At 68.2% G+C, this 15337-nt stretch carries 13 protein-coding genes; 6 read left to right on the top strand and 7 right to left on the bottom strand.

Annotated features, from left to right (window positions below; translation table 11 throughout):
• The first annotated feature begins 19 nt into the window (after positions 1-19).
• From K0817_RS09960 to K0817_RS09945, 4 genes are all read left to right on the top strand, one after another.
• Positions 20-616, top strand: a complete 597-nt coding sequence (locus K0817_RS09960) for a DUF3000 domain-containing protein (protein ID WP_219981292.1) — start codon at positions 20-22, stop codon at positions 614-616.
• Positions 609-1808, top strand: coding sequence for a ribonuclease D (locus tag K0817_RS09955; protein WP_219981291.1), 1200 nt, complete (start codon positions 609-611; stop codon positions 1806-1808). Before K0817_RS09960 ends, K0817_RS09955 begins: the two co-directional genes overlap by 8 nt.
• 72 nt (positions 1809-1880) lie before the next feature.
• The gene (locus K0817_RS09950) at positions 1881-3086 is read left to right on the top strand and encodes a thiolase family protein (RefSeq protein WP_219981290.1); all 1206 of its coding nucleotides are present in this window, start codon (positions 1881-1883) and stop codon (positions 3084-3086) included.
• Positions 3087-3097: 11 nt separating this feature from the next.
• Positions 3098-5242 (top strand): 3-hydroxyacyl-CoA dehydrogenase NAD-binding domain-containing protein, encoded by a 2145-nt coding sequence (locus tag K0817_RS09945; RefSeq protein WP_219981289.1) that lies wholly within the window; start codon positions 3098-3100, stop codon positions 5240-5242.
• Between the two features lie 66 nt (positions 5243-5308).
• Here K0817_RS09945 and dxs read toward each other — a convergent pair whose 3' ends face one another.
• The 5 genes from dxs to dut all read right to left on the bottom strand — a co-directional run bounded on the left by dxs (position 5309) and on the right by dut (position 12162).
• On the bottom strand, positions 5309-7285 hold the full coding sequence (dxs, locus tag K0817_RS09940; RefSeq protein WP_219981288.1) for a 1-deoxy-D-xylulose-5-phosphate synthase: 1977 nt from the start codon (positions 7283-7285) through the stop codon (positions 5309-5311).
• 98 nt (positions 7286-7383) lie between these two features.
• The gene (locus tag K0817_RS09935) at positions 7384-10218 is read right to left on the bottom strand and encodes an aconitate hydratase (RefSeq protein ID WP_308211898.1); all 2835 of its coding nucleotides are present in this window, start codon (positions 10216-10218) and stop codon (positions 7384-7386) included.
• A 134-nt stretch (positions 10219-10352) separates the two neighbouring features.
• The gene (locus tag K0817_RS09930; RefSeq protein ID WP_253735289.1) at positions 10353-11117 is read right to left on the bottom strand and encodes a DUF3159 domain-containing protein; all 765 of its coding nucleotides are present in this window, start codon (positions 11115-11117) and stop codon (positions 10353-10355) included.
• Positions 11114-11713, bottom strand: a complete 600-nt coding sequence (locus K0817_RS09925) for a DUF3710 domain-containing protein (protein ID WP_219981286.1) — start codon at positions 11711-11713, stop codon at positions 11114-11116. The genes K0817_RS09930 and K0817_RS09925 overlap by 4 nt, the downstream gene beginning before the upstream one ends.
• Entirely contained in the window at positions 11710-12162 is a 453-nt protein-coding gene (dut, locus tag K0817_RS09920; RefSeq protein ID WP_219981285.1) for a dUTP diphosphatase, read from the bottom strand. Before dut ends, K0817_RS09925 begins: the two co-directional genes overlap by 4 nt.
• Positions 12163-12174: 12 nt before the next feature.
• On the opposite strand from dut, the gene K0817_RS09915 reads away from it, so the two are divergent.
• A complete protein-coding gene (locus K0817_RS09915) occupies positions 12175-12663 on the top strand; it encodes a DUF3093 domain-containing protein (RefSeq protein ID WP_219981284.1) in 489 nt (162 codons plus the stop codon).
• Here K0817_RS09915 and K0817_RS09910 read toward each other — a convergent pair.
• Positions 12638-12931 (bottom strand): DUF4193 domain-containing protein, encoded by a 294-nt coding sequence (locus K0817_RS09910; RefSeq protein ID WP_219981283.1) that lies wholly within the window; start codon positions 12929-12931, stop codon positions 12638-12640. The genes K0817_RS09915 and K0817_RS09910 overlap by 26 nt on opposite strands.
• 211 nt (positions 12932-13142) lie before the next feature.
• Here K0817_RS09910 and sepH point away from each other — a divergent pair, with 211 nt between their 5' ends.
• On the top strand, positions 13143-14192 hold the full coding sequence (gene sepH / locus K0817_RS09905; protein WP_219981282.1) for a septation protein SepH: 1050 nt from the start codon (positions 13143-13145) through the stop codon (positions 14190-14192).
• A 15-nt stretch (positions 14193-14207) separates the two neighbouring features.
• On the opposite strand, the gene K0817_RS09900 is transcribed toward sepH, so the two are convergent.
• On the bottom strand, positions 14208-15323 hold the full coding sequence (locus K0817_RS09900; protein ID WP_219981281.1) for an alkaline phosphatase family protein: 1116 nt from the start codon (positions 15321-15323) through the stop codon (positions 14208-14210).
• Positions 15324-15337 lie beyond the last annotated feature (14 nt).

Genomic DNA, 15337 nt, shown 5'->3' with positions numbered 1-15337 from the left:
CTCAGCCTAGTCTGTCGGCGTGGCTGACCAGCGTCCCCCCGGGACACCGTCCTCGTTCGCGCAAGCGGCGGAGGACGTGCGCGCAGTGAAGTTCCGCGCCGATCTGACTGTGCGCGAGATCCCGGCTCCGGCCGGCATCGCCCCGCACGCCATCGCGATCGCGGGCGACGTGCGCGCCGAGGAGGACGCCGAGGGTGTGGACTCGCCGTACGGCACGGGCCGGCTGGTGCTGCTGCATGACCCGGAAGAACCCGCCTCTTGGAACGGGGCCTGGCGGATCGTGTGCTTCGCGCAGGCGCCGCTCGAACCCGAAATCGGCACTGATCCCCTGCTGGCCGATGTCGCATGGGCATGGCTGACCGACGCTCTGAAGTCCCGTGACGCCACCTTCCACGCGGCCTCCGGCACCGCTACCAAGACGCTGTCCAAAGGGTTCGGCACGCTGGCCGCGGAAGGCGACGGCGCGCAGATCGAACTGCGGGCTTCCTGGTCTCCGGAAGGCGCCATCGCCGCGCACGTGGAAGCATGGGCGGAGTTGGTGTGCATGCTCGCGGGTCTCCCGCCGGGCTCGGAAGGGATTGCCATGCTGGGTTCACGCAGGTCGGCGCGTGGCTGAATACGTCGTCATCGATACGGTCGAAGGTACGGTCGAAGCGGCTCGCCTGCTCGGTGCCGGACATGGTCCGGTTGCTGTCGACGTCGAGCGCGCCTCGGGCTTCCGATACTCGCAGCGCGCGTATCTCGTGCAGGTCTTCCGGCGCGACGCCGGACTCTTCCTGTTCGATCCGCCCCCCATCGGCGACTTCCAGGCGCTGCAGGAGGCGATCGGCGGCGAGGAATGGATTCTTCACGCGGCGAGCCAGGACCTTCCGTCGCTGCGTGAGATCGGGCTGGGACCCGCGACGCTGTTCGACACGGAGCTCGCGGCACGCCTGCTCGGGCATGAGCGCGTCGGCCTGGGGGCGGTGGTCGAGGATGCCCTGGGCATCACGCTCGCCAAAGCCCACTCGGCATCCGACTGGTCGACGCGTCCGCTGCCGCAGGCGTGGCTGGAGTATGCGGCCCTCGATGTCGAGCACCTCGTCGATGTCCGTGACAAGCTCGTGCAGGAACTCGCCGAGCAGGGCAAGACCGACTTCGCCGCGCAGGAGTTCGAAGCCGTGCTCACTCGGGAGCCCAAGCCGCCCCGCGACGAGCCCTGGCGGCGGCTGAGCGGTCTGCACACGGTGCGGGGCCGCAAGGCCCTCGCCGTCGCCCGCTCCCTGTGGACGGCGCGTGAGGAGTTCGCCCGGGAGCAGGATGTCGCCCCGGGCCGGTTGGTGCCGGATCGCGCCCTCGTGGCCGCTGTGCTGGCAGACCCCAGATCCAAGAGCGCGCTCGCGGCCGTCAAGGAGTTCACGGGCCGCGCGAGCAGGTCGCAGCTGGACCGATGGTGGGCGGCGATCGAAGCAGGACGCGCGTCGTCCGAGCTCCCGCTGGAGAGGGCGACCGGCGGCGACACGCTCCCCCCGCCGCGTGCGTGGGCCGACCGCAACCCCGAGGCCGACACGCGCCTCAAGGCGGCGCGCCCCGTCGTCGAGCTGCGGGCGCAGCAGCTCGGCATGCCGACCGAGAATCTCCTCACCCCCGACGTGCTGCGGCGGGTGGCCTGGACTCCCCCGCAGCCTCTGACGGCGGCATCCGTCGGGGAATCGCTCCTGGCATTGGGAGCCCGGTCATGGCAGATTGAGCAGACTGCACAGCTGATCGTCGATGCCTTTGTGGGATCCGTGCAAGAGTCGCTGACAGCGTCCGAAACGGCTTCGTAGGTTTCCGCTACCCGATTCCGGCCGTTCTCCTGCCCCTCCTAGGCTGGCGTCATCCCTATGTTTGGAGGCAGAGTGGCCGAGATTTCGGACGTCTTCTTCGTCGATGGAATGCGCACCCCGTTCGGGCGCGCCGGCGAGAAGGGCATGTACTGGAACACCCGAGCGGACGACCTCGCCGTCAAGGCGACGATCGGACTCATGGAGCGCAACCCGGGCGTTCCCAAGGACCGCATCGATGACGTCGCCATCGCCGCGACGTCGCAGACCGGCGACCAGGGCCTGACCCTCGGCCGCAGCGTGGCGATCCTCGCGGGACTCCCCCAGACGGTGCCGGGCTTCGCCATCGACCGCATGTGCGCGGGTGCCATGACGAGTGTGACGACCATGGCGGGATCGATCGGCGTCGGCATGTACGACGTCGCTCTCGCCGGTGGCGTCGAGCACATGGGACACCACCCCATCGGCGGCAACGCGGACCCGAACCCGAGATTCGTCGCGGAGAAGATGGTCGACCCTGGTGCACTCAACATGGGTGTGACCGCCGAGCGCATCTTCGATCGTTTCCCGCACCTGACGAAGGAGCGCTCCGACCGCTTCGGCATGCTGAGCCAGCACAAGCTCCAGACGGCCTACGACACAGGCAAGATCCAGACGGACCTGGTGCCGGTGGCGATCAAGGACGCCGAAGGGTCATGGGGACTCGCGACCGAGGACGAAGGACGTCGTCCGCAGACGACGATGGAAGACCTTGCGGGCCTCAAGACGCCCTTCCGTCCGCACGGCCGAGTCACGGCCGGCACCTCTTCGCCCCTCACCGACGGCGCGACGATGTCGCTGCTGGCGGGCGGCGGAGCCGTCAAGGAGCTCGGGCTCGCGCCGAAGATGAAGCTGGTCTCATTCGCCTTCGCCGGCGTGCAGCCCGAGATCATGGGAATCGGACCGATCCCGGCGACGGAGAAGGCACTGCGCAAGGCCGGTCTGAAGATCGACGACATCGGGCTGTTCGAGCTGAACGAGGCGTTCGCCATTCAGGTCATCTCGCTGCTCGACCACTTCGGCATCGCGGACGACGACCCCCGCGTCAACCAGTGGGGTGGCGCGATCGCCGTCGGCCACCCACTCGCCGCGTCCGGCGTGCGCCTGATGATCCAACTCGCGGCCCAGTTCGCCGAGCGTCCCGACGTCCGCTACGGCCTCACAGCCATGTGCGTCGGACTCGGCCAAGGCGGGTCGGTCATCTGGGAGAACCCTCACTACGACGGCAAGCGGAAGAAGTAAGGCTCGCAGGAATGACGAACTACGAACAGATCGACTTCTCCCCCATCCAGGCCCTGACCGACGGCGAGGTGATCACCCGCTCCCGCGTGCGCGACATCCGCCTCGCGTCCGGCAAGGTGCTCGCCCTCATCACCCTCGACAACGGACGCGACCACACGCGCCCCAACACGCTGGGGCCTGCGACCCTCACGGAGCTCGGCGAGACCCTCGACGGCCTGCGCACGCGCGCCGGCAAGGGCGAGATTCAGGCGGTCGGCATCACCGGAAAGCAGTACATCCTGGCTGCCGGCGCCGACCTCTCCGACATCTCGAAGGTCGGCTCGAAGGACAACGCCCGCCTGATCGCGCAGCTCGGCCACCACGTGCTCGGCAAGCTGTCCGATCTCGGGGTGCCGTCTTTCGCCTTCGTCAATGGGCTCGCGCTGGGCGGCGGTCTTGAGATCGCGCTGAACTCCACGTACCGGACCGTCGATGCCTCGGCCGCGGCGATCGCACTGCCCGAGGTGTTCCTCGGCATCATTCCCGGCTGGGGTGGTGCCTACCTGCTGCCGAACCTCATCGGCATCGAGAACGCCCTCGAGGTCGTGATCTCCAATCCGCTCAAGCAGAACCGCATGCTCAAGCCGCAGCAGGCGCTGGACTACGGCATCGTCGATGCGATGTTCCCCGCGGCGAACTACCTCGAGGACTCGCTTCGCTGGACGGACGGCGTGCTCAACGGCACCGTCAAGGTGGATCGGAAGAACGAGCCGGGCAAGATCGAGCGCCTGACGAAGTGGCCCATCGCCATCAGGATGGCGCGCGGCATGCTGGAGTCGAAGATCGGCACCGTCCCCCGGTCGCCGTACGCAGCGCTCGAACTGCTCGACAAGGCCAAGAGCGGCACGAAGGCCGAGGGCTTCGCACGAGAGGACGAGGCGCTGGCCGACCTCGTCGCCGGCGACCAGTTCGCGGCGTCCATGTACGCCTTCGACCTCGTGCAGAAGCGCGCCAAGCGCCCTGTCGGCGCTCCCGACAAGGAGCTCGCCAAGAAGGTCACGAAGGTCGGCATCATCGGCGCCGGGCTCATGGCCAGTCAGTTCGCGCTCCTGTTCGTGCGCAAGCTGCAGGTGCCTGTGCTCATCACCGACCTCGATCAGGAGCGCGTCGACAAGGGCGTGGCCTACATCCACGACGAGATCGGCAAGCTCGAGGCGAAGGGCCGCCTGGACGGCGATGCGGCGAATCGGCTGCGCGCGCTGGTGACCGGCACCACCGACAAGGCGCTCTTCGCCGATTGCGACTTCGTGATCGAGGCCGTCTTCGAAGAGGTCGGTGTCAAGCAGCAGGTGTTCGGCGAGATCGAGCAGATCGTCGCCGAGGACGCCATCCTCGCCACCAACACCTCGTCGCTGTCCGTGGAGGAGATCGGCGCCGAACTCGCGCACCCGGAGCGCCTGGTCGGGTTCCACTTCTTCAATCCCGTGGCCGTCATGCCGCTGATCGAGGTCGTGAAGACGCCGCAGACCTCGGATGCTGCGCTCTCGACTGCGTTCGTCGTGGCGAAGAATCTGGGCAAGAACGCCGTCCTCACCGCCGATGCGCCGGGTTTCGTCGTCAACCGGCTGCTCGCGAAGGTCATGGGAGAAGCAGCGCGCGCGGTGTACGAAGGAACGCCGATCGTCGACGTCGAGAAGGCGTTCGCGCCTCTGGGTCTGCCGATGGGCCCGTTCCAGCTCATAGACCTCGTCGGCTGGAAGGTCGCCGCTCACGTGCAGGACACCATGGTCCGCGCATTCCCCGATCGCTTCTACGCCAATGAGAACTTCCATGCTCTCGCTGAGCTGCCCGAGGTCGTCGAGAAAGACAAGGGTGGCAGGGTCACCGGCTGGACCAAGGCCGCCGAGAAGATCCTGAAGCCCGCGGTGGGCTCGTCCCCGGCATCCCCCGCGGAGATCCTCCAGCGCGTGCAGGACGGCCTCGCGCACGAGATCCGGATCATGCTCGACGAGGGCGTCGTCCCCGAGGTGGAGGACATCGACCTCTGCCTCATCCTGGGGGCCGGATGGCCGTTCATCGACGGCGGCGCGTCGCCCTACCTCGATCGTGAGGGCGCCTCGGACCGCGTTTTCGGCGACACGTTCCATCACCCCGTGATCAAGGGCATCGAGTCGTAGCCACTCAGAAGGGGCGAAGGGGCACGTTCTCGTCAGCGAGAACGTGCCCCTTCGATGTACCGCCGGCTAGTCGCGGGCGTCGCGTGCCCGGGCGAGGTCGCCGATGGTCGGGATCTCGCTCGTCGGTGTCGGCTCGCCGGTCTGGGCTCCGCGTGCCACCGGGATGCGAGTGCCCAGCACCTGGGCAACGACGTCCTGCGCGATCTTCGCGGGCGTGAGCCCGGCATCCTCGAAGATCTCGTCGCGGGTGCCATGGTCGATGAACTCGTCGGGAAGGCCCAGCTCATCGACCGCGGTGTCGACGCCGGCTTCGCGCAGCACCTGTCGCACGCGGGTGCCGATGCCACCGACGCGGATGCCGTCCTCGATCGTGATCACGAGGCGATGGGATGCCGCGAGCTCGACGATCGACGGCTGCACAGGCACGACCCAGCGCGGGTCGACGACTGTCGCCCCGATGCCCTGCGCGCGCAGACGGCCTGCCACATCGACGGCGGTGTGCGCCATCGGCCCGATCCCGACCAGCAGCACGTCTTGCGCCGAGGAGCGCACCAGGACGTCCACGCCGTCCGCGAGACGCTCGAGGGCGGGAAGCTCCGGGCTGACGTTGCCCTTGGGAAACCGCACGACTGTAGGGCCGTCGTCGACGGTGACCGCCTCCTGGAGCTCCTCGCGCAGCCGGACCTCGTCGCGCGGCACGGCGATCCGGATACGCGGGACGAGCTGCAGCATCGCAAGATCCCAGATGCCGTGGTGGCTCGGACCGTCCGGCCCCGTCACACCGGCACGGTCGAGGACGAAGGTGATACCCGCCCGATGCAGGGCGACATCCATCAGCACCTGGTCGAACGCCCGGTTCATGAAGGTCGCATAGATCGCCACAACCGGATGGATTCCGCCGAACGCGAGACCGGCGGCGGAGGCGACGGCGTGCTGCTCGGCGATGCCGACGTCGTAGACGCGGTCGGGGAAGCGCTGTGCGAACGGCAACAGACCCGTGGGACGCAGCATCGCGGCGGTCATGGCGATGACGTCGTCGCGCTCGTCGCCGATCGCCACGAGCTCATCGGCGAAGACATCGGTCCACGCCATGCCGCTGCCACCGCCGACGGCCTCACCGGTGAGGGGGTCGATCTTGCCGACGGCGTGGAACTGGTCGGCCTCGTCCTCGAGCGCCGGCGCATAGCCGCGTCCCTTCTCGGTGATCGCGTGCACGATGACCGGGGCGCCGTACTCTTTCGCGAGTTCGAGCGTCTCGATCAGGGTAGGCAGGTCATGCCCGTCGACGGGCCCCAGATACTTGATGTCGAGGTTCGAATAGAGTGCGGCGTTGTTGGTGAAGCGCGAGAGGAACCCGTGGGTGCCGCCGCGGACTCCGCGATACACCGCACGCGCCGCAGGACCGAGCTTGCGGAACAGGGTGTCCGAACTGCGGTGGAGCGAACGGTACGTCTCGGCCGTCCTGACGCGATTCAGATAGCGCGCCATCCCGCCGATCGTCGGCGCGTACGAACGTCCGTTGTCGTTGACGACGATGATGAGGTTGCGATCGTTGTCGTCGGAGATGTTGTTCAGCGCCTCCCACGTCATGCCGCCGGTGAGAGCACCGTCACCCACGACCGCGATGACATGGCGATCCTTGCGACCGGTGCGCGTCAGCGCCCGCGAGACGCCGTCTGCCCAGCTCAGCGAACTCGAGGCGTGCGACGACTCCACGACGTCGTGAGGGCTCTCGGAACGCTGCGGGTAGCCCGCGAGCCCGCCGCGCGCACGGAGCCGCGAGAAGTCATGGCGGCCGGTCAGCAGCTTGTGGACGTAGGACTGATGCCCGGTGTCGAAGATCATCGGATCTGCAGGTGAGTCGAAGACGCGGTGCAACGCGATGGTCAACTCCACGACGCCGAGGTTCGGCCCGAGATGGCCGCCGGTGCGTGAGACGTTCTCGACCAGGAATCGGCGGATCTCGTCCGCGAGCTGCTCGAGCTGGTCGAGGCTCAGCGGATCGAGATCACGGGGTCCGCTGATGGACGGCAACAACGACATCCCGGCTCCTTTCCGGCCCCGGAAGGGCCCTGCAAGTCTACCCGGGCATGACACGGGGACCGGATGCTCTCACGCCTCCGGTCCCCGTGAATCGGCTGTCAGACCAGCGAGCGGAGCACGTACTGCAGGATGCCGCCGTTGCGGTAGTAGTCGGCCTCACCGGGCGTGTCGATGCGCACCACGGCGTCGAACTCCACGGTCTGCTTGCCGGCTGCCGAGAACTCGCTGGGGGCCGCCGTGACGCGGACCGTTTTGGGCGTCACGCCCTCGTTGAGCTGCTCGAGCCCTTCGATCGAGACGATCTCGGTGCCGTCCAGGCCCAGCGAATGCCAGCTCTGACCGGCCGGGAACTGCAGCGGAACCACCCCCATGCCGATGAGATTGGAGCGGTGGATGCGCTCGAAGCTCTCGGTGATGACCGCCTTGACGCCCAGCAGGCTCGTTCCCTTGGCCGCCCAGTCGCGCGACGAGCCCGAGCCGTACTCCTTGCCGCCGAAGATGACGAGCGGGATGCCCTCAGCCTGGTAGTTCTGGCTCGCGTCGTAGATGAAGGACTGCGGGCCGTCCGGCTGCGTGAAATCGCGGGTGTAGCCGCCTTCCACGATCTGGCCGTCGTTGACGGCGGCGACCACCTCGTTCTTCAGCCGGATGTTCGCGAAGGTCCCGCGGATCATGACTTCGTGGTTGCCACGGCGCGAGCCGTAGGAGTTGAAGTCCTTCTGTGCCACGCCGTGCTCGGTGAGGTACTGCGCGGCCGGGGTCCCGGCCTTGATGTTGCCTGCGGGCGAGATGTGGTCGGTCGTGACCGAGTCGCCGAGCGCCGCCAGCACACGTGCCCCCTGGATGTCCGACACCGGGGTGAGCTCCATGGTCATGCCGTCGAAGTACGGGGGCTTGCGCACGTAGGTGGAGGACTCGTCCCACTCGAAGACGTCGCCAGTCGGGGTCGGCAGGTTCTTCCAGCGTTCGTCGCCCTCGAACACGGTGGCGTACTGCTTGGTGAACATGTCCTCGCTGATCGACGAATCGATCGTGGCCTGGACCTCAGCGGCGTCCGGCCAGATGTCCTTCAAGAAGACGTCGTTGCCATCCTGGTCCGTACCGAGCGGATCGGTCTCGAAGTCGAAATGCATCGAGCCGGCGAGAGAGTAGGCGATCACCAGCGGCGGGCTCGCCAGGTAGTTCATCTTGACGTCGGGGTTGATGCGTCCCTCGAAGTTGCGGTTGCCCGAGAGGACGGCGGTGACCGCGAGGTCGTTCTGCTGTACGGCCGCCGAGACCTCCTCGATGAGAGGACCCGAGTTGCCGATGCAGGTCGTGCACCCATAGCCCACGGTGAAGAACCCGAGGTCTTCGAGGTCCTTGGTCAAGCCGGCCTTCTCGTAGTAGTCGGTGACGACCTTCGAACCGGGAGCGAGCGTCGTCTTGACCCACGGCTTGGCCTTGAGCCCCTTCTTCACGGCGTTGCGTGCGAGCAGGCCCGCCGCGAGCATGACAGACGGATTGGACGTGTTCGTGCACGACGTGATCGCAGCGATCGTGACGGCGCCGTTGTCGATGATGTACGGGCTGCCGTCCTCCGGCGTCACCGTGACGGGCTTGGACGCCGCAGCAGGTCCGCCGCTGGCGATGTGCACCGTGCGCGTGACCGGCTCTTCCTCGCCCGGAACCGTTCCGGGGTCCGACGCGGGGAACGAGTGCTTCGACTCGAGATCGACGATCGAGGTGGATTCGCTGGCGTTCGCGTAGTTGAGGATGTCCTGCTCGAACTGCGACTTGGCGTCCGAGAGCCGGATGCGGTCCTGCGGGCGCTTGGGCCCGGCGATGGAGGGAACCACGGTGGACAGGTCCAGCTCCAGGTACTCGCTGAAGACGGGCTCGACCGCGGGGTCGTGCCACAGTCGCTGCTCCTTGGCGTAGGCCTCGACGAGGGCGAGGCTCTGGGGGCTGCGGCCGGTCAGGCGCAGATACTCGATCGTGACGTCGTCGATCGGGAAGATCGCGGCTGTCGAGCCGAACTCGGGGCTCATGTTGCCGATCGTGGCGCGGTTGGCGAGCGGGACGGATGCCACGCCCTCGCCGTAGAACTCGACGAACTTGCCGACCACGCCATGCTGGCGCAGGATGTCGGTGATCGTGAGAACGACATCCGTCGCCGTCACACCGGTCGGGATGCTGCCCGAGAGCTTGAATCCCACGACACGCGGAATGAGCATCGAGACCGGCTGGCCGAGCATCGCGGCCTCGGCCTCGATGCCGCCGACGCCCCAGCCGAGGACTCCGAGCCCGTTGACCATCGTGGTGTGGGAGTCGGTGCCCACACACGTGTCGGGGTAGGCGCGCAGCACGCCGCCCACTTCGCGGTCGTAGATCACCTTGGCGAGGTGCTCGATGTTCACCTGGTGCACGATGCCGGTGCCGGGCGGCACGACCTTGAAGTCGTCGAACGCGGTCTGCCCCCAGCGGAGGAACTGGTACCGCTCGCCGTTGCGCTCGTACTCGATCTCGACGTTGCGCTCGAGCGCGTGCTCGCTGCCGAAGAGGTCGGCGATGACCGAGTGGTCGATGACCATCTCGGCCGGAGAGAGCGGATTGATCCGCTTGGGGTCGCCGCCCAGGGTCTCGACCGCCTCGCGCATGGTAGCGAGGTCGACGATGCACGGAACTCCCGTGAAGTCCTGCATGACCACGCGCGCCGGCGTGAACTGGATCTCGGTGCTGGGCTCGGCATCGGCATCCCACGCTCCGAGCGCCTCGATCTGGGCCTTCGTCACGTTCGCGCCGTCTTCGGTGCGGAGCAGGTTCTCGAGCAGCACCTTGAGACTGAACGGAAGCTTCTCGTAGCCATCGACGGTGCTGATTCGGAAGATCTCGTAGTCGGTGCTGCCGACCGTCAGGGTGCTCTTGGCACCGAAGCTGTCAACCGTGGACACGTCTGTCTCCTTCGTCGGCGGCGGGATCGGGCCGAAGCCCGGCATCCCCATCTTCCCTCGCACCGGAGTCGTCGGCTAGTGAGGTCGACCTAATCCGCCGGGGAAGAATTTATCTCGATATCAAGATAAATGTATCACTTCACCGAGGGTGGATAGAGCGCTCGGACCGCGAGCCAGGTGACCGCCACCAGCGGGGCGAAGAGGGGAAGGCCCATCACCAGCTTCAGCGTGCCGAGCGCCGTGATCGCCCCCGGCTCACCGGCCAGATCGGCGAGGTAGAGCGGCAGCTGCACCAGCAGGCGCGCGGCGAACAGCGACGCCCACGCGATCGCGAGCCAGAAGAAGGCTCGCCGCTTGCGTCGGTCGGAGCGCCACGCCGTGCCCTCGCCCATCAGGAAGCCCACCGCGAGGCCGATCAGCGACCAGCCCACGAGGGCGGAGATCAAGAACGCCGAGCCGTACAAGGCGTTGGTGATGAAGCCCGGAATGAAGTTGTTGCCCGCTTCGCCCGTGAACGCGGCGAAGCCAGCGGCGGCTCCGGCCGCGACCAGGCCGCCGATCGCTGCGGTGACCGGCTGCCGGGAGAGGAGGCGCACGACCGTGAAGACCAGGGCGATTCCCACCGACAGCCCCAGCGCGAGCCAGAGGTTGCCGTCGCCGGTGCCCGAATCGATCGTCACGGTGTAGACGACGATGAACACCAGGCCCGGCAGAACCGACTCGAGGATGCCGCGCCAGCCCCCCATCGCGGTCCACACGACGTGACCGGTGCTCTTGTTCTCGGCGGGATCGAGCCCGGCGCGCCGAGCGGCACTTCCCAGTGCCGCTCCGAACACCTCGGACGCCGACGTCGGCTCGGGCTCCGGCCCGGGCGGCGTCACATCGGGCCGCTCGCTCACGCGGAGCCCGGGGTGGCCGGCATCCGCAGCGGGATGAGATCGCGCGGTGGCATCGGGGATCCGCCGCGAACCACGACGATCGAACGAAAGAGTTCCTCCACCTTCGCCGCCGCGTGGACATCGCTCGTCGCCGCACCGCCGATGACGCCGCGAAGGAACCAGCGGGGCCCATCGACCCCGATGAAGCGGGCGAGCCGCTTGCCGGCGGTGCCGTCCGGCCCCGAGACGACCGGCACCTCGGCGAGGAGCTCAGGCCCGAGAGGGCCTTCGCGTTCCTCGACCCGGCCGCCTTGCTGGCGGATCTGCTGGCGGATCTGCTCGCGCGTCTCCTCCCACAGCCCGGCCGAGCGGGGTGCTGCGAACGGCTGCACCTGGAGCGTGGAGTCGGCGTAGTCGAGGCCGACCGCCACGATGCGCTTGGTCTGCTCCTCGACCTCCAGCCGCAGGTTCAGTCCCTCCCGGGGAAGGATCTTGATTCCCCCGAGGTCGATGTAGGGCCGCACCGGGTTGGCCTCGGACTCGTCGAACGGTCCCGCTTCGGTGCGGTCGAGAGGGGCGACCTTGCGGGGCGCGTCGGTGGGGGTGGGGTCTGTCATGCGGGGACTCCGTCCTTCTTGTAGCCGGTGGAGCCGAAGCCGCCTTCGCCCCGTGCGCTCTCGCTCAGTGAATCCACCGGGATGAATCGCACGCGTGGCACGGGCATCACGATCATCTGGGCGATGCGATCGCCCACAGCGATGTCGTGTGCGTGTTCGGTGTCGGTGTTGAGCAGTATGACCTTGATCTCCCCCCGGTAGCCGGCATCCACCGTTCCGGGTGCGTTGACGACCGTGATGCCGTGCTTGGCGGCCAGCCCGCTGCGCGGAACGACGAAGGCGACGTAGCCCTCGGGGAGGGCGATCCGCACGCCGGTGCCCACGAGCGCGCGCTGCCCGGGCGCCAGGCGCAGCGCTTCCGATGACACCAGATCGGCCCCCGCATCACCGGGGTGGGCGTACGCGGGTACCTCGGGGGCGATAATGGGGACGTCCACCGTTTCAGTCACCCAACGAGGGTAATGCAGAAGACAGCGCGCAGTGTGGGAGCCGACGTCTATCGTGAGAGGCTCGGCCCATCGCTGTGGATCCTCGGTTCGGCCGCCATCGCCGCGCCCATGGCTGCGCTGGTGTTCTCGCCGATCGATACGACGATCGCGCTCGTGATCGGCGCGGTCGTCGGCATTGCGATCATCGGACTGCTGCTCGCGGCGTCTCCCGTCGTCGAAGTGCGGGGCGGCGAGCTACGCACCGGTCGCGCGCACATCGGTGTGGAGTTCCTCGGCGTGCCTGAGGTGCACCTCGGGGATGCCGCGCGCCACGCCCGCGGCGCGGGCCTGGATCCCCGATCTTGGCACCTCATCCGGGGCGGGATCGACGGAGTCGTCGTGATTCCGGTGACCGACCCCGACGATCCGACGACGGCGTGGACGATCTCGTCGCGAACGCCGGATCGCCTCGCCGCCGCGGTGAGACGTGCTCAGGTTACGCGGAGCACTCCGAGCAGATAGGCCCGTCGGCGCTGTCGTGATCGAGCTGTGAGCGGTGCTTCACGAGGAAGCAGTTCGCACACGTGAACTCGTCCTCCTGCGGAGGCAGCACAACGACATCGAGCTCGAGGTCGGACAGGTCCGCGCCGGGCAGCTCGAAGCCGGACGGGTTGTCGGAGTCCTCCACATCGACAGAGCCCGAGAGCTTGTCGGGCACGCGCTCCTTCAGAGCCTCGATCGACTCGCTGTCGTCCTCGGTCTTGCGGGGGGCGTCGTAATCGGTGGCCATTCGTGAAGGTCTCTACTTCCGGGATCGCGGGTTGCGCTCGCCCTTGCGGGGCGGCGATAGTTTGCACGACCGCCTGTCATTTCGCAAATGCGATCCGGTCGGGCTCGTCGGTGCGTGGCGTGAAACTCGCGCCACGCGCCGGATATTCCCGGCGCACGCGACCCGCTGTGACACCATGGGGCCACACGCAGGGATCGGAGGGGCTTTTCGCATGGAACAGCTCAAGGTCATCGGAACCGAGGACGACAAGCTCATCCTGGCGACCGACTCGGGCGACAGGTTCTCTCTCGTGGTCGACGAGGTGCTCCGCGCGGAATTGCGCCGGACCCGTCGTGACCGCGATGCAGACCCACAGGCGGATCGTCCCAGTCCGCGTGAGATCCAGGCCCATATCCGTGCCGGTCTGTCGGCCAGAGAGGTCGCCGAGATGCTCGGCGCCCGCGTCGAGGACGTCACCCGCTTCGAGGGCCCTGTGCTGGCCGAGCGTGAGCACATCGTCGGCCAGGCGCTCGCGGTGCCGGTGCTCCTCGGCGGCGACTTCGATGTCGAGGGCCACGCCACCTTCGGCTCGGCGGTGCGGGCGAAGCTGGCCGAAGCCAGCGCCACCGGCGAACGCTGGACCAGCTGGAAGGAACCGACCGGCTGGGTGATCAAGCTGGAGTTCGCCTCGAAGGATGTCGAGCACGATGCGCGGTGGGGCTTCGACCCGCGCCGCAGCACGTTGTCGCCCCTGAACGCCGATGCGATCCAGCTCTCGCGTCAGGGATCGCTGCCGGAGGGGCTGATACCGCGCCTGCGCGCCCTCGAGAGCGCGCCGCCGAAAGACGACTCCCGCTTCGACAGCGGCGCCTTCGGTCCGCGGCGGCTTCCTGACGCGGATCTCGAGTCGCCCGATCTCCCGGCCCCCACGGCGCCTGCCGTGCAGCAGGCTGCCATCAAGCGCGCAGACGAGCCTCTCGTCACCTCGGCCGAGACGGCCGATCTGCTCGAGGCGCTGCGCCGTCGTCGTGGTCAGCGCGAGCCGCTCCCCGGATCCGAAGAGATGGCCGCCCCGACGCGCGGAACGGCGCCTGTCGCCTTGTTCGACGCGCTCGAACCCGGATACGACGGCGTGCCCGCGGAGGACGAGACCGAGTCGCCCGATGCCTCGCCGGATTACCCCGCTGCCGCCCCCGCGGTCGCCGAGGCGGGGCGCCGCAAAGGTCGAACGTCGATGCCTTCGTGGGATGAGATCGTCTTCGGCGCACGCACCGAGGACTGAGCGCCGCGCGCCCCCTCAGGCGAAGGCCCCGAGGCGGATCAGCGGCACGATCCGTTCCTCGTCGGTCAGCGATCCGTGCTGGCCGACCATCCGCTGTGGCGCCTTGTCGGCCAGACGATCGTCGTAGTACGCGATGCCGGCGCGCGGTGCGACGACCACATCGCCGATCCGCTCGATCACGCTCGGATCGATGACGCCCATCAGGCCCGACGCCACGATCTCGGCTCGCGACAGGACCCACGATCGCGAACCTTCGGCTTCGCGCCATCGCGCGAGCACGGCGGCCTCCTCCCCCGGCTCGGCGTAGAGGTGCAGCATCCGGGGCTCGCCCCCGATCAATCGCACGCCGGCAAGTCGGGCGTCCGACTCGCCGAGGAGCACGTGGCGATGCCGCGGCACGTCGACCATCCCGTGGTCCGAGGTGACCACGACGCCGATACCGGGCGCGAGCGACGCGGCAAGCGTCCGCGCGGCGGCGTCGACGCTCTCGAGCACCGAGATCCAGTCACCCGACTCCCAGCCGCGCTTGTGCCCGATCGAATCGAGGTCTGGGGCGTAGAGATAGACGATCGATCCCGGATGCCGCGCCGCGAGGTCGGCCGCGAGGCGGACGCGATCGGTGAGATCGTCGACCCCGTGGAACGCGGCGCCGCCGAGTGTCACGGCGGTGAATCCCGTGCCGGCGTATTCGGTCCGTGAGACGGTGAAGAACGGCCGGCCCAGCGAATCGGCGAGCGACGTGGCGCGCTGGAACGACAGCGGCAGTCCGTCGGTGTCCCAGCCGCGAAGCTGGTTGACGACATCGTCGGTGCCCGGGACGCGGACGCGGTAGCCGACCAGACCGTGCTGACCGGGCATCGTACCGGTGAGCAGGCTCGTGAGCGCCGCCGCCGTGGTCGAGGGGAAGACGGTCCGTGCGGCATCCTTCTTCGAGCGTGCTCCAGCGAGGAATCGAGCGTGTCCGGCTCGCGCCGCGAGGTTGTGGGCGCCCAGCCCGTCCAGCACCCACACGATCGCGCTGCGCGCCGGGCCGAACCAGTCCGAGCGGCCGTCGAGCGCCGCCGAGATCTCGGGCACGACACGGGTGAGGCTCCGGGCGTGGGGCGGGTCCGCGGGTAGGCTGAGGGACATCGGGGCCAGTCTCG

It is taken from the genome of Microbacterium sp. HD4P20, from assembly GCF_019449275.2.
Taxonomy (GTDB): domain Bacteria; phylum Actinomycetota; class Actinomycetes; order Actinomycetales; family Microbacteriaceae; genus Microbacterium.
The sequence above is the reverse complement of the archived record's forward strand: the minus strand, read 5'-3'. Positions and strand labels throughout refer to the sequence as shown.